The organism is Mycobacterium pseudokansasii, from assembly GCF_900566075.1.
GTDB classification, from domain to species: domain Bacteria; phylum Actinomycetota; class Actinomycetes; order Mycobacteriales; family Mycobacteriaceae; genus Mycobacterium; species Mycobacterium pseudokansasii.
This window is the reverse complement of the sequence record NZ_UPHU01000001.1, coordinates 1,088,871-1,112,746: the sequence shown is the minus strand read 5'-3', so window position 1 is coordinate 1,112,746 and position 23,876 is coordinate 1,088,871. Positions and strand designations below refer to the sequence as shown.

24 protein-coding genes and 2 pseudogenes are annotated in these 23,876 nt (G+C 66.4%); 8 read left to right on the top strand and 18 right to left on the bottom strand.

What is annotated here, in order from left to right; genetic code table 11:
* Window positions 1-296: 296 nt before the first annotated feature.
* The 4 genes and pseudogenes from EET10_RS30525 to EET10_RS05155 all read right to left on the bottom strand — a co-directional run.
* Window positions 297-813: pseudogene (locus EET10_RS30525) on the bottom strand (PPE family protein); the annotation flags it as partial.
* A gap of 124 nt (window positions 814-937) precedes the next feature.
* Window positions 938-1,519 (bottom strand): class I SAM-dependent methyltransferase, encoded by a 582-nt coding sequence (locus tag EET10_RS05165; protein ID WP_080692159.1) that lies wholly within the window; start codon window positions 1,517-1,519, stop codon window positions 938-940.
* A gap of 41 nt (window positions 1,520-1,560) precedes the next feature.
* Window positions 1,561-2,154: a DUF4389 domain-containing protein gene (locus EET10_RS05160; RefSeq protein ID WP_036391520.1), complete on the bottom strand. Its 594-nt coding sequence runs from the start codon at window positions 2,152-2,154 to the stop codon at window positions 1,561-1,563.
* The gene (locus EET10_RS05155; RefSeq protein ID WP_246013603.1) at window positions 2,151-3,341 is read right to left on the bottom strand and encodes an FAD-dependent oxidoreductase; all 1,191 of its coding nucleotides are present in this window, start codon (window positions 3,339-3,341) and stop codon (window positions 2,151-2,153) included. The genes EET10_RS05160 and EET10_RS05155 overlap by 4 nt, the downstream gene beginning before the upstream one ends.
* A 302-nt stretch (window positions 3,342-3,643) precedes the next feature.
* On the opposite strand from EET10_RS05155, the gene EET10_RS05150 reads away from it, so the two are divergent.
* Genes EET10_RS05150 through mmsB form a run of 3 tightly spaced genes read left to right on the top strand, consistent with a single transcriptional unit; the run spans window position 3,644 to window position 7,245 of the window.
* Window positions 3,644-5,164: a CoA-acylating methylmalonate-semialdehyde dehydrogenase gene (locus tag EET10_RS05150; RefSeq protein ID WP_036390959.1), complete on the top strand. Its 1,521-nt coding sequence runs from the start codon at window positions 3,644-3,646 to the stop codon at window positions 5,162-5,164.
* A 13-nt stretch (window positions 5,165-5,177) separates the two neighbouring features.
* Window positions 5,178-6,338: an acyl-CoA dehydrogenase family protein gene (locus EET10_RS05145; protein ID WP_122501946.1), complete on the top strand. Its 1,161-nt coding sequence runs from the start codon at window positions 5,178-5,180 to the stop codon at window positions 6,336-6,338.
* A 19-nt stretch (window positions 6,339-6,357) separates the two neighbouring features.
* Window positions 6,358-7,245, top strand: a complete 888-nt coding sequence (mmsB, locus tag EET10_RS05140) for a 3-hydroxyisobutyrate dehydrogenase (protein ID WP_036390955.1) — start codon at window positions 6,358-6,360, stop codon at window positions 7,243-7,245.
* Between the two features lies 1 nt (window position 7,246).
* Here mmsB and EET10_RS05135 read toward each other — a convergent pair whose 3' ends face one another.
* The 11 genes from EET10_RS05135 to secY form a co-directional block, all read right to left on the bottom strand.
* The gene (locus EET10_RS05135) at window positions 7,247-7,795 is read right to left on the bottom strand and encodes a TIGR03086 family metal-binding protein (protein ID WP_036391515.1); all 549 of its coding nucleotides are present in this window, start codon (window positions 7,793-7,795) and stop codon (window positions 7,247-7,249) included.
* A gap of 20 nt (window positions 7,796-7,815) precedes the next feature.
* Window positions 7,816-8,328, bottom strand: a complete 513-nt coding sequence (locus tag EET10_RS05130; protein WP_036390953.1) for a MarR family winged helix-turn-helix transcriptional regulator — start codon at window positions 8,326-8,328, stop codon at window positions 7,816-7,818.
* 47 nt (window positions 8,329-8,375) lie between these two features.
* On the bottom strand, window positions 8,376-9,383 hold the full coding sequence (locus EET10_RS05125; RefSeq protein ID WP_036390951.1) for a pyridoxal phosphate-dependent aminotransferase: 1,008 nt from the start codon (window positions 9,381-9,383) through the stop codon (window positions 8,376-8,378).
* Complete coding sequence (locus EET10_RS05120) at window positions 9,383-10,402, bottom strand: 3-oxoacyl-ACP synthase III family protein (RefSeq protein WP_036391512.1); 1,020 nt, start codon at window positions 10,400-10,402, stop codon at window positions 9,383-9,385. Before EET10_RS05120 ends, EET10_RS05125 begins: the two co-directional genes overlap by 1 nt.
* 5 nt (window positions 10,403-10,407) lie before the next feature.
* A complete protein-coding gene (locus EET10_RS05115) occupies window positions 10,408-11,073 on the bottom strand; it encodes a hypothetical protein (RefSeq protein ID WP_036390949.1) in 666 nt (221 codons plus the stop codon).
* Window positions 11,054-12,778 carry a thiamine pyrophosphate-binding protein gene (locus EET10_RS05110; protein WP_036390947.1) on the bottom strand — a complete coding sequence of 575 codons (1,725 nt, stop codon included), beginning with the start codon at window positions 12,776-12,778 and terminating at the stop codon, window positions 11,054-11,056. The genes EET10_RS05115 and EET10_RS05110 overlap by 20 nt, the downstream gene beginning before the upstream one ends.
* Window positions 12,779-12,829: 51 nt before the next feature.
* Window positions 12,830-13,603 carry an anti-sigma factor family protein gene (locus tag EET10_RS05105; protein ID WP_063467654.1) on the bottom strand — a complete coding sequence of 258 codons (774 nt, stop codon included), beginning with the start codon at window positions 13,601-13,603 and terminating at the stop codon, window positions 12,830-12,832.
* Between the two features lie 77 nt (window positions 13,604-13,680).
* Window positions 13,681-14,226, bottom strand: coding sequence for a sigma-70 family RNA polymerase sigma factor (locus EET10_RS05100; RefSeq protein WP_036390942.1), 546 nt, complete (start codon window positions 14,224-14,226; stop codon window positions 13,681-13,683).
* A gap of 52 nt (window positions 14,227-14,278) precedes the next feature.
* The gene (gene map / locus EET10_RS05095) at window positions 14,279-15,079 is read right to left on the bottom strand and encodes a type I methionyl aminopeptidase (protein ID WP_036390940.1); all 801 of its coding nucleotides are present in this window, start codon (window positions 15,077-15,079) and stop codon (window positions 14,279-14,281) included.
* Window positions 15,080-15,081: 2 nt separating this feature from the next.
* Window positions 15,082-15,627: an adenylate kinase gene (locus EET10_RS05090; RefSeq protein ID WP_036390938.1), complete on the bottom strand. Its 546-nt coding sequence runs from the start codon at window positions 15,625-15,627 to the stop codon at window positions 15,082-15,084.
* On the bottom strand, window positions 15,624-16,949 hold the full coding sequence (gene secY / locus EET10_RS05085) for a preprotein translocase subunit SecY (protein ID WP_036390935.1): 1,326 nt from the start codon (window positions 16,947-16,949) through the stop codon (window positions 15,624-15,626). The genes EET10_RS05090 and secY overlap by 4 nt, the downstream gene beginning before the upstream one ends.
* A 224-nt stretch (window positions 16,950-17,173) precedes the next feature.
* Here secY and EET10_RS05080 point away from each other — a divergent pair.
* Window positions 17,174-17,493: pseudogene (locus EET10_RS05080) on the top strand (class I SAM-dependent methyltransferase); the annotation flags it as partial.
* 62 nt (window positions 17,494-17,555) lie between these two features.
* Here EET10_RS05080 and EET10_RS05075 read toward each other — a convergent pair.
* Window positions 17,556-18,719 carry a zinc ribbon domain-containing protein gene (locus EET10_RS05075; protein ID WP_036398351.1) on the bottom strand — a complete coding sequence of 388 codons (1,164 nt, stop codon included), beginning with the start codon at window positions 18,717-18,719 and terminating at the stop codon, window positions 17,556-17,558.
* Window positions 18,720-19,005: 286 nt separating this feature from the next.
* Here EET10_RS05075 and EET10_RS30120 point away from each other — a divergent pair, with 286 nt between their 5' ends.
* A complete protein-coding gene (locus EET10_RS30120; protein ID WP_036398353.1) occupies window positions 19,006-19,212 on the top strand; it encodes a hypothetical protein in 207 nt (68 codons plus the stop codon).
* 11 nt (window positions 19,213-19,223) lie between these two features.
* Window positions 19,224-20,132: a class I SAM-dependent methyltransferase gene (locus EET10_RS05065; RefSeq protein WP_122501945.1), complete on the top strand. Its 909-nt coding sequence runs from the start codon at window positions 19,224-19,226 to the stop codon at window positions 20,130-20,132.
* A 3-nt stretch (window positions 20,133-20,135) separates the two neighbouring features.
* Here the strand turns inward: EET10_RS05065 and EET10_RS05060 are convergent, their stop codons facing one another.
* Window positions 20,136-20,801: a GNAT family N-acetyltransferase gene (locus tag EET10_RS05060; protein ID WP_063467679.1), complete on the bottom strand. Its 666-nt coding sequence runs from the start codon at window positions 20,799-20,801 to the stop codon at window positions 20,136-20,138.
* A gap of 41 nt (window positions 20,802-20,842) precedes the next feature.
* Window positions 20,843-22,180, bottom strand: a complete 1,338-nt coding sequence (locus tag EET10_RS05055; protein WP_099188659.1) for a xylulokinase — start codon at window positions 22,178-22,180, stop codon at window positions 20,843-20,845.
* A gap of 30 nt (window positions 22,181-22,210) precedes the next feature.
* Here EET10_RS05055 and EET10_RS05050 point away from each other — a divergent pair, with 30 nt between their 5' ends.
* Both EET10_RS05050 and EET10_RS05045 read left to right on the top strand, forming a co-directional pair.
* Window positions 22,211-23,200, top strand: a complete 990-nt coding sequence (locus EET10_RS05050; RefSeq protein WP_036398357.1) for an NAD(P)-dependent oxidoreductase — start codon at window positions 22,211-22,213, stop codon at window positions 23,198-23,200.
* Between the two features lie 14 nt (window positions 23,201-23,214).
* On the top strand, window positions 23,215-23,871 hold the full coding sequence (locus EET10_RS05045; RefSeq protein ID WP_036399434.1) for an L-fuculose-phosphate aldolase: 657 nt from the start codon (window positions 23,215-23,217) through the stop codon (window positions 23,869-23,871).
* Window positions 23,872-23,876: the final 5 nt, after the last annotated feature.

The window sequence follows — 23,876 nt, the reverse complement described above, 5'->3', positions numbered from 1 at the left end:
GACAGGAAGGGCGAGCGAACTGTTCAAGAAAGGCAAGACCGGGCTTTGAAAGGTGTTTATCGTCTGCCCGGGGGCGCCCAGACCTAATGTGGGCTCAAACCCGGAAGTCAATGTATTGGTGAAGAGTGGACTCGAAATAACGAGTCCGACGAAATCATTGTCGTCAGGGTCAGCAAGAGCCGTGCTGGTGAACAAGCCGAAATTGGTGGTTTGACTCATCAAATCGGGGTCGCCGGCCACGGGATTGGTGACCGGGCTGAGACCCAGGGTCGCGGCGAGCCGGCTTGCCAGATCGTGCAGCGATTGCAGCCATGGCTCCAGCTGCGCTGCTGCCGCCGCTGCGCCGGCATGATAGCCCGCCATCGCGGACACATCCTGCGCCCACATCTCCTCGTACTCGGCCTCGACGGCCGCGATCGACGGCGCGTTCTGCCCAAAGAAATTCGACAATATCAACTGCGCCAACCCGTTCCGGTTGGCCGCCACAGCCAGCGGATGAATCGTCGCCGTCCGCGCGGCCTCGAACGCGTCGACCACCGCCTGCGCCTGCACGGCCGCCCCCGTCGCCCGACCCGCCGCCGCGCTCAGCATCTCCGTATAGGGGGCCGCCGCGGCCGCCATCGCCGCGGACGCCGGACCCTGCCACGCCTGGCCCAACAGCCCCGCCGTCACCGACGAAAATGACGCCGCCGCACCGGCCAGTTCGTCTGCCAATCCATTCCAGGCCGCGGCGGCCGCGACCATTGGGGCCGAACCGGCACCAGAAAACAGCCGTGCCGAATTGACCTCCGGCGGTAACAGCGAGAAATTCATGATCACCGACCCCCTTTTTGTCGACACGTATTTCGGCGGCTGCCCCCACGCCAAGAAATTAGACCTTGATTTTATACCCCGGCAAGCGAAATGTTCAAGATGCCGACAAAATAAATGTGCGGCATTATTCGTCGGCCAGGGTGGCGAATCCTTGCAGATGAGGTGTGCAGGGCGGCGGCACCAGGGTCCGGGGAATGCTGCGCAGTCCGCTGGTGTCGAATCCGGCCGCGGCAATGGCGTCGATCGTTCGGCGGTTCGGCTCGCAGCCGCACGCCAACCGAGACCAGGGCATTGCGATCAGGTCCTGAAACCGGCCCATCGTGCCGTCACCGCGGACGTGCTCGAGCACCACCAACCTGCCCGCCGGTACCAGCACCCGCCGGATTTCGGCGAGCGTGGCGGCCACGTCGTCGACTGAGCACAGCACCAGGCCGATGTGTACCGAGTCGAAACTGTTGTCCGGGAAGGGAATCGACTCGCCAACCCCGTCGACGACGTCAACCGCGATGTGGTGGCGGCGCGCTAGCGCGGCAGCCATCCGCCGAAACGCCGCCACCGGCTCCACGGCGGCGACCGACGTCACCGCGGGCGGAATAAACCGCAAATCGGTTCCGGGACCGACACCGACCATCAGCAATCGGCCGACCGCGTGGCTCATCGCCTCTCGTCGATACCGGTTGTAAAACGTCCGGTCGAAGAGCGGCATCCCGAACCGATACACGTACGGAAACAACGAATTACCGTGCGTCAGCTACCACCTTGGTCCAGTCGGAACGGCGGATACTCGTCTCGCATCAACGAAACGTACACCGCAACCCGGTATCGCCACCGGACGATGCCCATCAGCAGGTCGAACATGCCCCGATGAATTACCCCGGTGCACAACAACCACACCGCCGAGACCACGCACAGCACCTGCAGCAGCGGCTCCATCGCCCAGCACAGCAGTATCTGCGGAAGCCCCAACAGCCACCACTTCACCAGCACACGCCACTTCCCCAGCCGCTGCGGATAATCCACCTCGAGATCCCCCGGGTACGCGGGCCGAGACGCAAGCGTGAAGGGTGGGTATTTGTCGGTGCTGTTCATCGGAAACCGGTAGTTCATGACCCGCCAGGACCAGCGCAGCACCCCGACGTTGAAGTCGAAGATGGGGCGCGGATACCGTCCGGTGAAGAGGATCGCGACGCCGGCCACGACCGTCAGCACCGGATAGACCGCATACAGCACTATCAAGACCGGGTAGTGGGGGACGGCCAGTACGCACCATTTGAACAGCCACAGCCAGCGCGAGGGCGCATCGATCGCACCTCGTACCCGTACCGGGTCGGCCGCGTTCATCGCACCGCACACGACGCGGCGGCCGCGACGGCGCCGAGTTCCTTGGTGATCTGCATGGACATCCGATGGTGGCTCGTCCTACTCAAAAACGTTGTCAACGCCCAGGTGTGGAGACTGTCGGAGATCATTGCCGCCGGCCTGAGCACGGATTCACGATGCGACACCGGTAGCGACGCCACCCGCGACACCGCCATCAGCTTGCGGCGTCTGGTCTTTTCGTACCAGCGCAGCGCGGCGGACACATCGCCGCGGTCGAGGTCCCACAGCGCTTTGCGCAACACCATCGTGTCGAGCAGCGCCTGATTAGCCCCCTGCGCGAGAGTGGGCGGCATCGTATGCGCGGCGTCGCCGAGCAATGTCACCGCGCCACGGCCCGGAGGCGGGATGGGATGGCGAAAATGCGGGTAGGGCGAATGGACAAGGTCGTCATCGGTCAGCGCGGCCAATACTCGATCGACCGAGCCGGACCATCCGGCGAATGTGGCCCGGATCATCTCGGTCGGACGTCGCGGCCTGACGAAGTCGTACGACCACGGCAGGTCGAACCACCACTGCACATCGCAGCCGCCGGCAGGCCACAGGCCGGTGTTTCCGCGGTCGCCGATGATGACCTGCGCGACGTGCTTGTCGGCGAGATCTGGCAAGCTGACCAGCCCCTGCCAGCTACACCAACCGGTCGGCTGCGCATGCTGCGCGCCGACGATGTCTCTCACCGTCGAGTGCAGTCCGTCGGCGCCGATCAGCAGATCCGCTTCGGCCGAGCTGCCGTCATGGAATGCGGCGCGCACGCCGTCGTGCCCACCGGTCACGCCCACTACGCAGGAGTTGTAGCAGATCCGTTCGGCCGGAAAGCCCTTCAGCAGCCGCTCCACCAGGACTCGGCGTGGGACCATCCGAACCGGCGCGCCCAGCCGGCGCACCATCGCGCTCACGTCCAAGGTGGCCAGCGGGCGACCCGTGGACGTCAGTATCCTTACGGCGGAAAGCAATTGGCCGGCGCCGTCCATGTCGACGCCCAGCTGTCCCAACACCGTAGCGCCGTTGGACCAGATGGTGACGGCGCCGCCACCTGGCTGCGCATCCGGCCGCCGTTCGAACACGGTCACGTCATGCCCGTCGCACAATAGCCCCCGCGCGATGGAGAGACCGCCGACACCGGCCCCGACGACAACGATGCGAAGCTTCACCGAACCCCCCTCGCCTGACTTCGTCGGCGGCGTCCAAGAGTCATCAGCGTGCGTCCGTTCAACCGGTGTAAAGCCCTCATCCCGAGTGACGAAGCCGCATCCAGTTCGGTTCACCCGCGGTTGGGCACGACGCATATGCCGGCAGATGGCCGAACAGGGCGTGGACACGCTGTCGCAAGACCAGGGTGATTCGGTGGAAGCGCCACGTGCCCACTCCCGCGAACCCTCGTTTGCGCACCCCCGACCACAGTTACTAGGATATGCAAGTATCAACGTTTCCGCCCCAACCAACCTGGACAGCCATGACCACACATATTCCGCATTTCATCGACGGCCAGCGCACCGCCGGCCGGTCCACCCGTACCGCCGACGTCTTCGACCCCAACACCGGTCAGGTCCAGGCAACAGTGCCGATGGCCTCGCCAGCCGACGTCGACGCCGCGGTGGCATCCGCTGTCGAGGCCCAAAAAGGCTGGGCCGCATGGAATCCGCAACGCCGCGCTCGAGTGCTGATGCGGTTCATCGAGTTGGTCAACGACAACAACGACGAACTGGCCGAACTACTCTCACTCGAGCACGGCAAGACGCTGGCCGACGCCGCAGGCGACATTCAGCGCGGCATCGAGGTGATCGAGTTCTGCCTCGGGATCCCGCATCTGCTCAAGGGTGAGTACACCGAGGGCGCCGGACCGGGCATCGACGTCTACTCGCTGCGACAGCCACTCGGCGTGGTCGCGGGCATCACCCCGTTCAACTTCCCGGCGATGATCCCGCTGTGGAAGGCCGGCCCCGCCCTTGCCTGCGGAAACGCGTTCCTGCTCAAGCCGAGTGAGCGCGACCCGTCGGTCCCGGTACGGCTGGCCGAACTGTTCGCCGAAGCCGGCCTGCCCCCCGGGGTATTCCAGGTCGTGCACGGCGACAAGGAAGCCGTCGACGCCATCCTCAACCACCCTGACATCAAGGCAGTCGGCTTCGTCGGCAGCTCCGACATCGCCCAGTACATCTACGCCGGCGCCGCCGCCACCGGCAAGCGCTCGCAATGCTTCGGGGGCGCCAAAAACCACATGATCGTGATGCCCGACGCGGATCTCGACCAGGCGGTCGACGCGCTGATCGGCGCCGGCTACGGCAGCGCCGGCGAACGCTGCATGGCGATCAGTGTCGCGGTCCCGGTCGGTGAGCAGACCGCGGAACGGTTGCGCGCCAGGCTGATCGAGCGGATCAACAACCTGCGGGTCGGCCACAGCCTGGACCCCAAGGCCGACTACGGCCCGCTGGTCACCGAGGCCGCGCTGACCCGGGTGCGCGACTACATCAACCAGGGCGTCCAGGCCGGCGCCGAGATCGTCATCGACGGCCGCGAACGGGCCAGCGACGACCTGACTTTCGGTGACGCCAACCTGGAAGGCGGCTTCTTCATCGGGCCGACGCTGTTCGACCACGTCACCCCGGACATGTCGATCTACACCGACGAGATCTTCGGGCCGGTGCTGTGCATGGTCCGCGCCCACAACTACGAGGAAGCCCTGCGCCTGCCCTCGGAGCACGAGTACGGCAACGGCGTTGCGATCTTCACCCGCGACGGTGATACCGCACGCGATTTCGTCTCGCGGGTTCAGGTGGGCATGGTCGGCGTCAACGTTCCCATCCCGGTACCGGTGGCCTATCACACCTTCGGCGGCTGGAAACGCTCCGGGTTCGGCGATCTCAACCAGCACGGCCCGACGTCGATCCAGTTCTACACCAAGGTCAAAACCGTCACCTCGCGCTGGCCGTCCGGCATCAAGGATGGCGCCGAGTTCGTCATCCCGACGATGCAGTAGGCGGTAGGCGCCGATGTTTACCCTCAACGACGACGAGCGGGTGATCACCGAGACGGCGGCTGCCTTCGCCGAAAAGCGGTTGGCCCCATACGCTCTGGAATGGGACACCAGCAACCACTTCCCGGTGGACGTGCTGCGTGAGGCCGCCGAACTCGGGATGGCCGCCATCTACTGCCGTGACGACGTGGGCGGCAGCGGGCTGCGCCGGCTCGACGGGGTGCGCATCTTCGAGCAGTTGGCCATCGCCGACCCGGTCACCGCCGCCTTCCTGTCCATCCACAACATGTGCGCCTGGATGATCGACAGCTTCGGCACCGCCGAGCAGCGCAAGGACTGGGTGCCACGGCTGGCCGCCATGGACGTCATCGCCAGTTACTGCCTGACCGAGCCCGGGGCCGGATCGGACGCCAGTGCGCTGAGCACCCGAGCGGTCAAGCACGGTTCCGACTATGTGCTCGACGGCGTCAAGCAGTTCATTTCCGGCGCGGGAGCCTCGGATGTGTACGTGGTGATGGCCCGCACGGGTGCGGACAGCCCGCGCGGCATATCTGCCTTCGTGATCGGAAAGGGAACTGCTGGACTGAGTTTCGGCGCCCTGGAAGAGAAGATGGGCTGGCATGCCCAACCGACCGCCCAGGTGATCCTGGACGGGGTCCGGGTGCCCGCCGACGCCATGCTGGGCGGCGCCGACGGCGAGGGGGCCGGCTTCGGCATTGCGATGAACGGTCTCAACGGCGGCCGGCTCAACATCGCGGCGTGTTCACTGGGCGGCGCGCAGGCAGCCTTCGACAAGGCCGGCGCCTATGTTCGGGAGCGACACGCGTTCGGGGCCAGCCTGCTCGACGAACCCACCGTCCGGTTCACCCTGGCCGACATGGCCACCGGGCTGGAAACGTCGCGAATGCTGTTGTGGCGGGCCGCGAGTGCGCTCGACGACGACGCCGCCGACAAGGTCGAGCTGTGCGCCATGGCCAAGCGCTATGTCACCGACACCTGCTTCGAAGTCGCCGACAAGGCGCTGCAACTGCACGGCGGGTACGGCTACCTGCGCGAGTACGGTCTGGAGAAGATCGTCCGCGACCTGCGGGTGCATCGCATTCTGGAAGGAACCAACGAAATCATGCGGGTGGTCATCGGCCGGGCCGAAGCCGCGCGGTTCCGCACCACCGTTTAGGCTCCACCACGTGACACACGTGACAGAGACGATCGCGTTCTTGGGACTGGGCAACATGGGGGCGCCCATGTCTGCGAATCTGGTTGCCGCCGGCCACATTGTGCGCGGGTACGACCCGGCGCCCGCAGCGGCGACAGCGGCGGCATCAAGCGGCTGCGCGGTGGTCGACAGCGCAGCCAGCGCGGTTTCCGAGGCCGACGTGGTGATCACCATGCTTCCCACCGGTGACGTGGTCAAGCGCTGCTACGCCGAGGTGCTGCCCGCCGCGCGACCGGGTGCACTTTTCATCGACAGCTCAACGATCTCGGTCAGCGATGCCCGCGAGGTGCATGCGCTGGCCGCATCGCACGGCCTGGCCCAACTCGACGCGCCGGTTTCCGGCGGTGTCAAGGGTGCCGCGGCCGGGACGCTGGCGTTCATGGTCGGCGGCGACGCGGACGTTTTGGAGCGGGCCCGCCCGGTGCTGGAACCCATGGCGGGCAAGATCATTCACTGCGGTGCGGCCGGCGCGGGCCAGGCCGCCAAGTTGTGCAACAACATGGTCCTGGCTGTGCAGCAGATCGCGATCGGCGAGGCGTTCGTGCTGGCCGAGAAGCTCGGGCTGTCGGCCCAGTCGCTGTTCGACGTCATCACCGGCGCGACCGGCAACTGCTGGGCGGTGCACACCAACTGCCCGGTGCCGGGCCCGGTTCCCACATCGCCGGCCAACAACGACTTCAAGCCGGGCTTCGCGACGGCGTTGATGAACAAGGACCTGGGCCTGGCGATGGACGCGGTGACCGCCACCGGATCCCCCGCGCCGCTGGGCCGGCACGCCGCCGAGATCTATGCCGAGTTCATCGCGTCCGACGTCGACCACGGCGCCTTGGACTTCAGTGCGGTGATCGAAATGCTGCGAACCGGCTAGCTCACCGGACCTTTCGGCCCAGGAACGCGGCCAGCCGATCTGCGGGCGCACGCTCCGGTGAGCACGGCTGCTCCTCGGCGAAAGGCTTTCCCGGCCCGCGGAACTGCGGCCCCACGAACGCGCGCACGGCGGCGAGCTGTTCGGTCGCCAATTCGGGGTCAAGATCGGTGGGTTGACCGGTGGCGGCCGCCAGATCCCACGCGTGGGTCAGCACATCGCTGGTGCGGATCCCGACGAAGACCTGGCCGGGCAGCTCCCCGAACGGCAGCTTGAAGGCGGTGGACATCCCGTCGGACGCGGCGAAGACCTCCTGGGCGGCGGCGGCCGCGGTCCGGTGAGCGGCCAGCATGTCGTCGGGCCGTGCGGGCGGCTCAACCGGGTGTTGCGCCCATTGCCCGACGTGCTCGTTGCCGCTGATGACATGCTCGATCAGGTCCCGCACGGTCCACTCCGAGCAGGGTGTCGGAGCGCCGTGCTGTTCGGGGCTGACGTTGGCGAGGACGCCGGCGAACGCATCCTGCGCTCGCTGGTGAGCAACTAGTGGGTCCACTGACGTGCCTTTCTCTCGGTTCACTCGGTGAAATCTCCGGCGTTGCGCCGCAACGTTTCGATGGAGGACACCAGCGCCGCCGATTCGTCAGCGTCCATTCCGATGTCGGCGAACACCTGCTCGTTGAGAGTCAGGGTGGCGTCCTCGACGGTGGCGCGCCCCAACTCGGTGATCTGCACCAGCGTGGTCCGCCCGTCGGTGGGGTGCGGCACCCGTTGTACCAGCCCGTCGGCTTCCAGCCGGCGGATCGCGTGCGTGACGCTGGTGACATGAACCTGAAGGCGGTCGGAGGCCTTGGTGATCGGCAACGCTCCGGTGCGGCTGAACGCCAATAGCCGCAGCAACTCGAACCGCGAGAAACTGAGATCGTAGGGGCGCAGCGCCGTTTCGACGCGGGCCAGCAGAATCTGGTGTGCACGCATCACCGACGTCACCGCGACCATGCCCGGCACCACGTCACCCCACCCGGCCTTCTCCCAGTTGGCCCGGGCCACAGCGATCGGGTCAGGTTTCTCCGGTCGTGATGCAGCCACGCCCTTTCTTACCGCACTGGCGGGGCCATCGGGTCAACACACGACATTCACGCCGCAGATTTTCCGACCGCGGACAACACCGCCAGAGTTGACGCGCGGCTGCCCACGGTTATCCGCGCACCGCCGTCCGGGTACAGCCGGACCTGCAGCCCGGCCCGGGTGAAAACTTCATCCCAGCGCCGACCCCTCGACGGCAGGTACATGAAGTTGGCGTGCGCGTCGGTGGTGAATATCCCCATCGCGCTCAATTGCCGCCGAAGATAGCGCCGTTCGGCTGTGATCAGCCGAATCCGGTGCGCCAACTGGTCTTCGGCCTCATAAGAAGCGGCGACCGCGAGTAAGCCGGTGCCGGCCATGCCGAACGGAAGCTGCTGGGCCCACATCGCTGCGGCCAGTTCCGCCGCCGCCAGGCCGTAACCGATCCGCAGCCCGGCCAGCCCGTAGGCCTTGGAAAAGGTCCGCACCACCAGCACATTGGGGAACCGAGAAAGCAACGCCGAAGCGTCGATTCGATACTTCGGCGCAGCGAATTCGACGTACGCCTCGTCGAGCAGCACCACGGTGTCCGGCGGCACCCGGCTCAGGAATCTCACCACCGCCGGCGCCTGCTCCAGCGTGCCGGTGGGATTGTGGGGCCGGCACAGCGCCACCACTCGGGAGTGGGCGGCGGCGTCGGCCAGCGCCCCCAGATCGTGATGGCCGTATTCGTCGAGCGGGACGGTCACCACCGTCAATCCCGCCAGCTGCGCGACGATCGGATATCCGTCGAAGGTCGGCGCGGCCATCGCTATCACCTCGCCGGGCACGGTCACCGCGCGGAGGGCCTGCATCACCACGCCGGTCGCACCGGCACCGAGTACCACCTGTTCGACGGGCATGCCGATGTGGGCGGCAATCAATTCGCGCAGGCGCTGCGGCAGAAACTCCGGATACCTGTTCACCGCGTCGATCGAGCGAATCAGCGCCGAGCGCACCGCGGGCAGCGGCGGGAACGGATTCTCGTTGAGCGACAACGCACACGGGTCGATCGCATTCGGGGTCGCGACGGTGAGCATCAGGGCCGCCCGCCCCAGCGCATCGCCGCCGCCCCGGCGAAATCGCCGGCGTGGGCGAACCCGGCCATCACGACCACGGCGCTGGTAGCCACCCGCCCGGTCGTGATCGCCCGATCCAGGTTGACCGGAATCCCCGCGCCGAACAGGTTTCCGCACGCGTCGAAGGTGTCGAAGTGCCGTTCGGCAGGCAATTCGAGTGCTTCTCGCCAGTTGCGCAGAAACACCCGGTTCGGCTGGTTGGTGACTAGTAGGTCAATATCATTGGCGGGCAGGCCAATCCGATCGCAGACCGCCAGCGCCACTTCCGGGACCTGCCGGTTGCCGCGGGCCAGCACCTTGGTTATCTTGCTCTCGGTGAATCCGATACAGAGCTCGCCGGTTCCGGGCTGCCACCACTTGCGCGGCGGATCGGGGGCAAGCGTCATCTCGCCGGCGTATTCGCCGTAGGTGCGGCACTCGATGCCCACAATCGGCGACCGGTCGGACAGCGTGACCAAGCCCACCGCGGCCCCGTCACCGGGCACCGCCGCCTGTGCCTTGCGGCGGACGCCGGGTTGATCGAACACCTGGCCCGCCGAATTCTGCGCAATGGCGATCAGCGCCGTGCGCCCGGCGCCGGAGGTCAGCAGTTGGCGAGCCAGGTTGAGCGCCAGCACAAATGCCGCGCACCCACCGTTGTGCAAGTCCAGTACCCACGAGGGCCGCATGCCCAGACGGTGAGCGATCCCGCCACCGGCGCCGTAGAACGGCACATCCGGCGCCTGAGTATGCGTGATCAGCACGTCGACGGTCTCGATCACCTCCTCGCCGTGGCGTTCGATCAACCCTCGTGTCGCACGCTCCACCATGTCGACGGCGGTCTCGTCCGGCGCGACGTGATGGCGGAACGCCGGCGCACGAAACATCAGGCTGTCACGCAGGTCATCGGATTCGGCGAATTGCGCATAGTAATCCGCGCCGATCGGCTCGCCGGGCAGATAGCTGGAAACGTCAATGAGACTGACGGATTGGCTCACCATGGGTTTCACCTCATCCAGACGGGGACGACGGATAAGCCGTTGCGGTGCCGGTATTCCGCGATAGCTTTGAGGTTCTTCAGTTCCAGCAGATGGCCGGGACCGAACATGTCCCAGAAATCCCCCACCCAGACCGATCGGTCGGCCGGAGCGGTCTCCGGGTAGGGGTTGTGGTCGTAGAACGGGTGATGGCAATTCGTCCACAGCACAACCGAACCCGGCCGGTCCAGCACCACCTGCGCGTCGACGACGCGCATCAGGTAGACCATCCACAGATGTTTGCCCTGATCCCAGGCGCAGTGGTAATCCACCGCCCGGGCCTGCTCGTTGGCGATGGTGCGGGTGTAGATCTTGGTCTGCGAACCGAGCCGATCGTAGGCCAGCCACAGGCCCGGCTCGTCGGTAGGTGTGAAGCCGCGCAGGCTGTACGTCCACTCCTCGAGGCTGCGGGTGTCGGCCATATAGGCGAACAGCTCGTCAGGGGGACAATCGATGAAATCGTTGACGGTACAGTACTCCCCGAAAACCTGCTCATGCGGATACACCGACCGCATCATCTCCATGATGATTGGGGTGGCCTTCTCCCGCGGGCTGGTTTCGATACGGATCAGCCCGTCGATGGGTGCCACGGTGCCGGTATGGGTGAAGATATCGTCAAGCGCTGGCAGCGACATGGGTACGGTTCTCCTTCGCGGTGGTTCCAATGAGAAACGGTGCAAACGGCGGAATTTCGTCGGCGGCGCATTCGACGCTGATCACCGCCGGCCCGTCAGCGTCCACGGTGGTGCGCACCGCCGTCGCGAAATGCTCGACATCGGTGACGTCGACAGACGTCAGGCCCGGAAACATCGCCGCCAGGCCCGAGCCCAGGCGGCTGCGGCGAAATCGGTTGTAACTGTATAGATCTCCGTAGAACAACTGCTCGCGGGTCACACACATGGCGTGGGCATTGTTGTTGAACAAGACGAACGTCACCGGAAGCCGGTACTGAACGGCGGTGTGCACCTCCATGCCGTGCATGAAAAACGCCCCGTCCCCGGCGATCACCACGGTGCGTCCGGGGGGACGTCCGGTGTTGGCGCGTCCCAAAGCCATTCCGATGCCGGCCCCGAAACTGTAGCCCATGCCGCCCATGCCGAGCGCGACAGCGAACCTGCCGCCCCGGCGGGCCGGCAGGTAGTGGATCGCGGCCGCGCCGGTGTTGCCGGCGTCGACCACGATGTCGGTGCCGTCGGGCAGCTCATCGTTGAGCACCGCCATGGCATCGCGGTATCGCACACCCGCCCCCGTCCAGGACGGCGGCAGCAGCTCGGCGCGCCGCACCACGTCCGGCACACGCAGCCCGGTAGGCCGCCCGGATCCCGAGAGCGCCTCGGTGAGGATCCGTAGCGAGCCGCGCAGGTCGTCGGTGTGCAGATGGGTACACGGAAGATAGGGCGGCGCCGAACCGATCGACACCGTTCGCACCGCGGCAAGTGCGTCTTCCAGGCCGGCGCGGGCGGTCACGGGCAATCGGGTGCCGACGACGAGGCACACCGCGCTGCCGGCCACCGCTTCGGCCACGCTCGGGTGGCCCATGACTCCGGTCACCCCCAGCACCGACGACGATCCAAGGCCCGGTGTCCCGGCGACATCCATAGCCTCCGGTACGGTCGCCACTCGGGCGCGCAACACCGCTCGCAGTTGTTCGAGCTCCGGCCGGCAGTTGTCGCGCGCGACCTGCTCGCCGACGATGATCGTGACCGGGCCGTTCGCGCGGCGCAGTGTCCGCGCGATGGGATACGGGTTGCCGATGGGCCGCACCTGCGCCGGCTGACGGCTCTGGTCGTCCTCAATCGCCACGTATCCCTGCTGAATGTCCTTGGGCAGCAACAACACAGCCGGACCGCCGGCGCGCGCCGCGGCGATGGCACGCGGCAGGGCCGAGACAATCTCGGCCGGCGCGAGCACCCGCTGACACGATAGCGACACCGCGGAGAACACCGCTTCGGCATCCAGCGATCCGTTGCACCCGCTGGTGTCCTGAAAGGCGCCCCGGCCATCCAGGGCGGTGGCGGATTGGCCGACCAGGGCAAGCACCGGAACCCGGCTTGCCAGCGCCTCCCCCAATCCCGCGACGAGATTGAGGGCGCCGCCGCCGGAAGTCGTTGCCACAACGCCTAACCCAGATCCCATCCCGGCTCCGCTGCGGCTGTAGCCGTCGGCCATTGCGGCGGCGGAGAATTCGTGCTTGGCCAGGACGGCGCACAGCGACGGGTGGAAATGCGCGGCGTCGTAGAGATCTTCGATGTTGGCTCCGTCCACACCGAAGACGTGGTCTACTCCGATTGCCGCGAGGTGGTCCACGATGTGGTCGACCACCCGGTGCTTCCTGGGCATGTCGGTAACACGACCCGCGGCGAAGTTCAGTTCACCGCGGGCCGCGAGAATTCAGAGCGAACGCTGCAGCAGCACCTCGCCGGTATCGGCGGAAACCACTTGCACGGCGGCGATTCGATCGATTGGAGTCGAGATGCTGCCGGCCGGTGTGGCAGTGTGACCGGGTTCGGCCACCCACGTCGCCAGCCGGGTTTGGCTGCCGTCACGACCCACCACGACCAGCGCCAGCGTGTCGTGGGGCGCATCCGGCGGAGCCAGGCAAACACACCGCAGGTTGATGAACGTCCCCCAGTGCTCGGGGCGAACCGACACCGTCGAAGCCAGGAGTTTGGTCCCGACCTGTGCCATCGGCTGCGCCGACACGACCGGCGGCTGCGGTGATCCGGAATTGCCCTGGACACCAAACAGCACAGCGATTCCCAACACCACGGCGGCGGCGGCCGACGCCACCCACGTCGTCAGCCTGGCGCGGCGACGGCGCCAGCGCACCGTTGCCAGCAACGACGGCAACAACTGCGGCGAGAGCCGCGGCGCAGCCGGCGGATCTCCCGCGGCGGGGCCGCATTCGTTCATCGCCGCCACCTCGTCGCGGTCGAGCTGCGAAAGCAATGCGGGCACACCGGAGAGTTCGGCGACGGCCTGGCGGCAGGCGGGACACCCGCTCATATGCGCTTCGTATTCGCGGCGGTCGGTCGCCGACAAAGACCCCAATACGTAAGCGGCGTCCCACATCCCATAGGGGTGGTTGTGACCGGTCGTCAGGCTATACCCCTCGTTGTCACCGGGCGGGCCAAGCCCCCTAAGCGACGTGACCATGTCATCCATCTCCTGTCACCCCCAAGTATTCGGAACGGACGGCCGCCCGGATGGGCCGTGAACAGTCCCTCGAATCAGGCCTGCCGTCATCGCGTCACCCCAAGTTCCTGCAGACCGAGCCGCAGTGCCCGCACCGCGTAGTGAAGTCGCGACTTGACGGTGCCTTCGGCGATTCCGAGGTCGCCGGCAATCTGCGCGGTGGTCCATCCACGATAGTAGGACCGCTCGATCACGGCCCGGTGCTCATCGGAGAGGTGAGCCATCGCCTCGGCGATCAGCAACCGGTCCAGCGCCGCGTTCACCTCGTCGGGCACGGACTGCTCGGGCGCGCCCGATTCGTCGGTGGAGCCGACGACATTGCGTGACCGTGCACTACGCCGGTCGTCGATGATCATGTTGCGCGCGACGGTGAACAACCACGCGCGCGCCGACCGCTCGGTATCACCTATCACTTCCGGGTGCTGCCATGCCCGCAACAACGTCTCCTGGACGACGTCCTCGGCCTGGCTGGCGTCGCCGGTCAACCGCAACGCATAACGCCACAACACCGCGGCATGCTCGTCGTAGAGCGCCTTCATCAGCGCGGCCTCGGTAGCCCCGGATGCCGCCCGACCACCGGCCACCCGACCCACTCGATCACCTCCCGCTTCTGACACGAGTCGAGTAGGTGTTTGGTTCAGCCGTCTAACCAAAGGTCAGGATTCGGGGCCCGTCCTCGGTTACCGCAACTGTGTGCTCCCAGTGTGCCGCACGCGATCCGTCGGCAGTAGTGACTGTCCAGTTGTCGTCGAGCACCACGGTCCTGCCGGTGCCAAGGGTCAGCATCGGTTCGATGGCCAGCACCGAGCCCGCGACCAGCATCGGCCCGCGCCCGGGAGCGCCCTCGTTGGGCAAGAACGGATCCAGGTGCATCTGCCGGCCGATCCCGTGGCCGCCGTACCCGTCGACGATTCCGAACGAGCGACCGTAGCGGGTCTCGGCGCTACGGGTGCCCCGCTCGATGGCGTGCGAGACGTCGGTCAGCCGATTACCGGCCACCATCGCCTTGATGCCGGCCTCCAGTGATTCCCGGGTCGCTTCCGACAGGGCTTCGTCGGCCGGACTGAGCGGTCCGACCCCGAAGGTTATTGCCGCGTCGCCGTGCCAGCCGTCCAGGACCGCGCCGCAGTCGACCGAAACCAGGTCGCCGGCGGCCAGGATTTCGGCGGCGGACGGAATGCCGTGGACCACGCGGTCATTGACCGAGACGCAGATCGACGCCGGGTAGCCGTGATAGCCCAGGAACGACGGGGTAGCGCCGGCCTCGCGGATCACCGTCTCGGCGATGTCGTCGAGGGTCCGGCTGGACACCCCGGCGACCGCCGCCGCGCGGACGGCTCGCAGGGCCGCAGCCACGACGGAGCCCGCGGCGGCCATCGCGTCAAGCTCGCCGGCACTGCGTTGTGGCACGACTTTGCGGCCCCGCAACCGTGCCAGGGCACGCATGACTACTTCCCCAGGGCCTGCAACGCGCGAGCGAACACTTCGTCCATGGTGCCAACCGCGTCGACGGTCTTCAATTGGCTGCTGTAGTACTCGAGCAGCGGGGCGGTCTCGTCGCGGTAAACCTTCATCCGGTTGAGGATCACGTCGTCGGTGTCGTCGGCGCGGCCACGGCCTTTGAGCCGCTCCAGCAACACCTCCTCCGACACCCGGAACTCCAGCACGGCATCGATGTCAGTCCCCCGGCGTTCGAGCATCTCGTGCAGCGCCTGGGCCTGTTCCACCGAGCGTGGGTATCCGTCCAGGATGAAACCGTTGGCCGCGTCGGGGTTGTTCAATCGATCGTCGACGAGTTGGTTGGTCAGATCGGACGGCACCAGGTCACCGGCGCTCAGGTACCGCTTGGCCTCGACGCCCAGCTTGGTGCCGTCTTCGATGTTTCGCCGGAACAGCTCGCCGGTGGAGATCTGCGGGATCCCCAACTTCTCGGCCAGCTTTTGGGCTTGCGTCCCCTTGCCCGCCCCGGGCGGTCCCAGCAAAACGACTCTCACTTGAGGAACCCTTCGTAGTTGCGCTGCATGAGCTGACTCTCGATCTGTTTGACCGTATCCAAACCGACACCGATCATGATCAGGACCGCGGTACCCCCGAAGGGTAGGTTCTGAACTCCGCCACTGGCGCCGATCTGGAGGAACAGATTCGGCAACACCGCGATCACGCCGAGGTAGATCGAACCCGGCAGGGTAATCCGGCTCAGCACATAACGCAGGTAATCAGCGGTCGGGCGGCCCGGACGAATGCCGGGAATGAAGCCGCCGAACTTTTTCATCTCATCGGCACGCTCGTCGGGATTGAACGTGATCGACACATAGAAATAGGTGAAGAAGATGATCAGGCCGAAGTAGATGGCGATATAGCCCAGGTTGCTGGGGTCGGACAGGTAGGTGGCGACGAACTTGTCCCACCAGCCGCGGCCTAGACCCCCGGTGCCACTGCGGACCAGCTGGGTGATCAAGTGCGGAATGTAGATCAGCGACGAAGCGAAGATCACCGGGATGACGCCGGCCTGGTTGACCTTGAGCGGCAGATACGTCGACGTTCCGCCGTACATCCGCCGGCCCACCATCCGTTTGGCGTATTGCACCGGGATGCGGCGCTGGCCCTGCTCGACGAAAACCACGCCGACGATGATGATCAGCGTGGCCACGCAGACCGCGGCGAAGACCGCGCCGCCGCGGCTTTCCAGGATGTCGTGTCCTTCGGGATAAATGCGGGCGGCAATGCCGACGAAGATCAGCAACGACATGCCGTTGCCGATGCCGCGTTCGGTGATCAACTCGCCCATCCACATCACCAGCGCCGCGCCACTGGTCATCACCAGCACGATGACGACCAGGGTGAAAATGCTGTCGTCGGCGATGATTTTCTCGCGGCAGCCTTGCAGCAGCTGGTCGTTGGCTGCCAGCGCCACGATGCTGGTGGCCTGCAGAATGGCCAGCGCGATCGCCAGATAACGGGTGTACTGCGTCATCTTGGCCTGACCGGACTGGCCTTCCTTACGCAGTTCCTCAAATCTGGGAATGACGACGGTCAGCAGCTGCACGATGATGCTGGCCGTGATGTAGGGCATCACTCCGACCGCAAACACCGTGAGCTTGAGCAGCGCACCGCCGGAGAACAGGTTGATCAGTGAATAGATCTGGCCGGCTTCGCCGCTGCTGGCCTGTTTGATGCACTGCTGGACGTGCGGGAAGTCGACGCCCGGAGACGGCAGCGAGGCGCCGACCCGGTAGAGCACCACAATGCCCAGCGTGAACAGGATCTTCCGTCTCAGGTCGACTGTACGCAGCGATGAGATGAAAGCCGAAAGCACTACTTCCTCCTGCGCGGCGGGGTCATCCTGCATTACGCGCCCAACACTCGCAGGCCAGGACGTAAGGGCCGCATTATCTACAGCGCGTCAAACCGTTACGAGATTAACAGCTGATCTGGGCGGGACTTGCCAGGGTGGCCGTGGCGGCGCCGGGTGAGGGGCACAGTCTTGGTAGTTCGTTACACTTGCTAAGTATCAATGGGTGGCCGACGGAGGGCAAACGAATGACGCAATTGGGTAGCGCGAGCTTCGAGGGCGACACCTGGGACCTGGCTTCCAGCGTGGGTTTGACGGCCACCATGGTCGCGGCGGCCTGCCGGGACGGCGCCGGAGCCATTGCCAGCGACCACTTCGCCGAGCCGCTGGTCACAGCGGTGGGCGTCGACTTCTTCAGCCGCGTCGCCAGTGGCGAGCTGAATACCGCTGACCCCGATGACGACACGGCCAACGGCATCCGGCACTTCGCAACGCCATGGCGATCCGAACGAGGTTCTTCGACGACTTCTTCACCGACGCAACCCGGGCCGGTATCCGCCAAGCCTTGACGTCCTCCCCGCAATGAAATTGCGGGGATTCCTCGTGCCGACCGGCTGTCTCGATAGGCGCTCATGCGGCTATCGCCGTGGGCTGGTCGGTAGTGGAGGTTCGCGCCGAGCGGCTCTGTCGCTTCAAGGCCCTGCGGGCCTTGATACGCGCCACCGACCTCCGCGAAGGCGGATGCCTGCGGCCTCGCCGCTTGGATACTGCTACGGCCAGACCTCGACGCCCATCAACGTCGTGACGGTGAAGCGGCCAACCATCGTTGGCTGCTTGCAGGTCCAGCCGGTCGAGACCATCAGCCCCCGTGCGGACATGCAGTCCCAGGTATGCCGACAATAGGTCCCGGTCTTCTTTGATTCCGCATTCACAACGGTGGCCCCGTTGGGAGAGCGGCTTTTTCTTGCGGTTCCCGCATAGACAGGATTGCGACAGGGTTGTGGTTGTGGTGTTGAACTCGTAGAGACGATTACCGCCGGCGCTTTCAGCCTTGCGGCGCATCCTCTCCACGAGCAACCCCGGTGCCCGGTCGCGCACACTGCGCGGGAAGTTCTTCTGCCACGAAACGTAATCCAGCTTCTCGCACGCCACATCAGCGCCGTGCGCCAACAACCTATTCGCCAACCCACCGTGCAACGTCTTACGGTGCTGCGCCAGCCGGCGATGCTCCTCAGCCACATCCGTAGTGGTCCGCTTGGCCGTGCGGGAACGCTGCCGCCAATCGCAACCGCCGGTCTTGTGGGTGCCGTCGGCGCGGAAGCAGCCCGGCGACCCGGCGCGGTGCTGGCGATCCAGGCGCCGCTGGCGGCGGCGTAACCGCACCGTGTTCAACCGGATTCGATCGGCCAGCGGCTCAATCCATCCCATCCAAGTTCGATCGCTTCGTTGGACGCTGACCGCGATCTCGCTAGGCCCGAGGTCGAACGAGACCCGCCCGTCGCCGACCGGATGCCGGCGGGTCGGTTGCCCATCGCAGACCAGTTGCATGCGGTAGGTGTCGCGCCCGGCGATTACCGTGCGAACGATCCGGGTGGACAACACTTTCCCGGCCACGATCAGTGCCTTGATTTCGGCCAGCTCGGCCTGTTGTTCCTTGCCGCGCCGGCCCGTGCGCGCAGGCGAAGCGATCCCAACCACGAAACCCGCACCCCATTGCAGGCCCACCAGTCGACCGGCCTCATCGGTCTTGGGTCGCAACGCACCATTGCCATCTTTGGCCGCCAGCGAATGCAACCCCCGCCTGGTCGACTTGAACCGCGGCTTGCCTCTTTTGCCGAAGTGTCACTGCTTGACCGCCTCGAACGCCCGCGCCCCCACGTTCTGGGTCCCTGGAAATTACGGACTCGGTCGTGCAAAAAGCCGGGTGTTCTGATCCGGTGGTGTCGGGTGTTCTGAGCAATTTCTTTGAAGTCGAAAACGCCGACAGGGTAGGTGAAGTCGGCTTCGGTGCTTCGGCACGAACGAAGGCATTACCGAATGGGTCGGTTTCCTGTCGCACATCAATGAGCGCCACCCGGGTTTGCACCTCGGGCTGAGTACCCCGACCCAGCCGAGAACAACGGTCGGCTGGACCGCGCCGCTACACCTCGACATGATCCTCGACGGATGCAGCATCTGGTTCGACGAGGCGCTGGTCTTCTCCGACGGCCGGTGGGACCGCGCCGCACTGGACTCTCAGAGCCAGGGGCACACTGTAGGGGAAGTCCTTCACATCGACGCGGTCTGAAACTCAAACACATGGCAATCGACTCATCCCGATCCCCCGGCGACAGCTGGGATTTGGCATCCAGTGTGGGCGCCACGGCGACGATGGTCGCCGCCGCCCGCGCGCTGGCGTCCACGTCGGCCGACCCGATCGTCGACGACCCGTTCGCCGCACCGCTGGTGCGCGCGGTCGGCCTCGACTTCTTCGCTCGCCTGGTCGACGGTGACATTCCCCGCGACGACGAAGCCGACCGCGAATTGCAGGTCATCACGGAGTCGATCGCGGTGCGCACCCGGTTCTTCGACGAATACTTCCGCGATGCCGCCCGCGAGGGGCTTCGCCAATACGTCATTTTGGCCGCCGGCCTTGACGCCCGGGCCTACCGGTTGTCCTGGCCGGGCGACAGCGTGGTCTACGAAGTAGATCAGCCCGCGGTTGTCGAGTTCAAGAGCAGCACCATGTCGGAGCTGGGCGCCGTCCCCGCGGCACGGCGCCGAACGGTCAGCATCGACCTACGCGACGACTGGCCGAATGCTCTGCGCCACAAGGGATTCGACGACAGTAAACCGACGGCCTGGGGCGCGGAGGGCTTGCTGATGTATCTTCCGCCCGATGCGCAGGACCGCCTGTTCGACAACATCACCGAACTGAGCGCGCCCGGAAGCAGGCTGGCCACCGAGTACCATCCCGACACCGGTTCGACGATGGCGCAGCGTGCCCAGGAGTTCAACCAGCGGTGGGCCACGTTAGGCTGCGATATCGACCTGTCGGGGCTGTTCTACGACGGCGAGCGCAGCAACGTCGTGGAGTACCTGACCGGCCGGGGCTGGCAGGTGGGCACCCGGCCGCGCCGGGAGTTGTTCACCGATTACGGTCGCGTGCTACCCGATGACGACATGTCGCAGCTCGGCGATATCGTTGCCGTCACCGCAACGCTCTAACCCCTAAGCCGGATGGGCCGCCGGCGCGCGGACGACCATGGGAACGGCCGGGAACGCCCACGCCATCTCCGAGCGCGACTTGCGCAGTGCCGCCGTGCCGTAACCCTTCTTACGGTGCTCGGGGCGTATCCAGATCCGGACGTTCACCTCGCCGTGGAGAAGCTCGCCGAACACCATGCCGACCTTCTCCCCGGAATCGATGGCGACAAACCAGGCCGCCTCCTCGTCGTCGACTCGGCTGATCGCCGCCCTGATCTCGTCATCGAGGTTGCCGGCGGGTCCGCCGGACCCGTCGCCGGCCGCACCCATTTCCTCGGTGCGTGCGGCGAAGATGTCACGGTCCTCGTCGGCGGAGAAGGGCCGCAGCTCCAGGCTCTCGCCGAAGCTGGCCGGACGGTCTTTCGCGGCGAAAGTCAGCTGTTGGTTCAAGTCTTCGAGTTCGGCCAGGATCTGCGTGCGCGCATCCTGGGTGAGCTGGTCGAAGGACATGCTCATCACCGCTTCGGCGGCCACATGCGAGGTGCCCAGCAGCGTCACGATCGCCTCGACCGCAGCCGCTTTGTTCTCGGCGTCGACAATGGCGTCGGCGACCTCGTGCCGACGTTCAAGTGCGGCGAGCAAGGCATCTGCGATCTCGCGGCGGACGGCGGTCTGGTCGTGGTCTGTCATTGCATAAGCGTAGAACGACACACCCGGTATCGCGCCACCCGCTAGGCCAACTTTGATCCACTGAGCTCCAGGAACCGCCGATAGCGCTCCTTGGTCGGGCCGATCCACTCCGGACGGGGTTCCACGACCCGCTCGATCGTGGCCCAGCGGGCGGCGTCGGTGATCGACGACTCCAGACCGGCCGCCATGCGCCCGAGGAAAGCCGCGCCCAGGGCGGCTCCCTCGGCCACGCGGGACACCTGCACCGGCCGGCCGGTCGCCTCGGCGATGGCCTGCAGCCAGGGCTGGACGCGGGTGCCGCCACCGGATGCGACGAGACGCAAGGCCGGCGCCCCGCTCAACTCGATCAGTTGGCGAACCACGAAGCCCGATGCTTCGAAGGCCGCCCGCCGAACCGACGCGGGGTCCTGGGTGAGGTCCAGGCCGTCGAGCAGGCCTCGGCGGTCGGGATCATGGAACGGCGTCCGTTCGCCACGAATGTAAGGTAGCCAGACCGGTACCCGCTGTGGATCGGCAGCAGCCGGATCGCCCTGTGCCACAACGCGATCTACCCAGCCGAGGAACAAGCCACCGGCGTTGCTGGCCCCGCCGATCTGGCTTTTGCCGGCGGCCGTGTGCGGAATGGTCCACAAGCCCGGCACCTGCCGGGGCTCGGCGATGGTCGTCCACACGATCAGCGTCGTGCCACACAGCACCAGCACATCGCCGTCGTGGTCGGCGCCCGCCACGATCTGCTCACACAGGGCGTCGATGGCGCCGGTACCCAGCACCGCGTCGGTGCCGTGCACCTGACCGATCGCCGTACCGAACGTTTCGACCCGAGGCAGCTGCGCGACACTGGCCCCGCAGTCGGCGCACGCCGCCGGGTTCCAGCCGGACCCGTCGAACAACGGCAAACCCGTGACGGCCGTGGCGAAGTCGATCACCGGCTCACCCGCCAACGCGTAATTGGCCACCGCCGGCGCCGGCCAGTAGCCGGTCGCGTCTGGCGCTTCGGCCGCCGTCCAGCGCAGGAATTCGGCCGCTTCACCCACCGACGGCAGCGGCTGTTGGGCGGCACCGGGTACCCGGCCCCTGCTGTCGCCGTAGAGCAGTCCCGGGGTGACGGGCCGGCCGTCGGAGTCGACGGCGGTCAGGGAGGGCGCCATCGCCGAAACGGCCACCGCTTTCGCAGCGGCAGGGGCCAGCTGGTCCAGGGCCGCCAACGGCCCCCGCCGCCATGCCTCGTCGGCATCGTGCTCGAGCCGGTCGGGCGCCGGCACCCGCAGCTGATGCGGGATCCGCACCCGTGCTGTGACGTTGCCGTTCTCGTCGGCGACCACCGCTTTGACCGCTGTGCTGCCGATGTCGATGCCCATTGTGACGGCTTCACGTGACACGGGCGCCACGGTACGCCAGCATTGGCATACGTGACGTCTCGACCGCGCGCCCTGGTGACGGCCCCGCTGCGGGGACCAGGCCTGGCCAAACTGCAGCACCTGGCCGATGTCGTATACGACCCCTGGATAGACCAGACCCCACTGCGCATCTACAACGCCGAGCAGCTAGCCCAACGGATCACCGTCGAGGCCGCCGATATCGTTGTGGTGGAATCGGATTCGGTCAGCGGGCCGGTGTTCGAGCAGCGGTCGCGGACCCTGATTGCCGTAGCGGCCACCCGTGGGGATCCCAACAACGTCGACATCCGGGGCGCCACCGCGGCCGGCATCCCGGTGCTGAACACCCCGGCCCGCAACGCCGACGCGGTTGCCGAGATGACGGTGGCGCTGTTGCTGGCCGCCACCCGACATGTGCTCACCGCGGACGCAGATATGCGCTCCGGCAACATGTTTCGCGACGGCACGATTCCCTATCAGCGGTTCCGCGGCTGGGAAATCGCCGGGCTCACCGCGGGACTGGTGGGTCTGGGCGCGGTGGGCCGCGCCCTGCGCTGGCGACTCGCCGGGCTGGGTTTGCGGGTCATCGCCCACGACCCGTACAACGACCAAGCCCGCCACGGCCTCGACGAGCTGTTCGCCGAATCCGACGTCATCTCCCTGCACGCGCCGGTCACCGACGAGACTGAGGGCATGATCGGCGCCGATCAGTTCGCGGCGATGCGCGACGGCGTCGTCTTCCTCAACACCGCCCGGGCGCAACTGCACGACACCGATGCGCTGGTGGACGCCCTGCGCAGCGGCAAGGTGGCCGCAGCCGGGCTGGACCACTTCGCCGGCGAATGGCTGCCTGCCGATCATCCGCTGACGGGCCTGCCCAACGTGGTGCTCACGCCGCACATCGGCGGGGCAACGTGGAACACTGAGGTCCGGCAGGCCCAGCTGGTGGCCGACGACCTGGAGGCGCTGCTGTCGGGCAACCGGCCCGCCCATATCGTCAACCCGGAGGTGCTCGGCTCATGACATCGGTGACATCCGTGAAATCCGTGGACAATCCGGAGGCCGCGGTGCTGGCGGCGGCCAAGGACATGCTGCGCCGCGGCCTGGTCGAAGGTACGGCGGGCAATATTTCCGCTCGGCGCTGCGACGGCAACATCGTCATCACGCCGTCCTCGGTCGACTACGGCGACATGATCCTCGACGACCTGGTACTCGTCGACCCGGAAGGCGCTGTGCTGCACGCCAAGCCGGGGCGCTCACCGTCGACGGAGATGAAGCTGCATCTGGCGTGTTACCAGGCGTTCGACGACATCGGCAGCGTCATCCACAGCCATCCGGTGTGGGCGACCATGTTCGCCATCGCCCATCAGCCGATTCCGGCCTGTATCGACGAGTTCGCGGTTTACTGCGGCGGGGACGTTCGCTGCACCGAGTACGCCTCGTCCGGTACTCCCGAGGTCGGGCGTAACGCGGTGCGGGCTTTGCAGGACCGCGCCGCAGCGCTGATCGCCAACCACGGCCTGGTGGCCGTCGGGCCCCGGCCGGACAAGGTTTTGCATGTCACCGCGCTCGTCGAGCGGACCGCCCAAATCGTCTGGGGTGCACGCGCTCTCGGTGGACCGGTCGCTATCCCCGAGGAAGTGAACCGCAATTTCGCCGGCGTCTACAGCTACCTGCGCGCCAATCCGTTGTAGCCCGC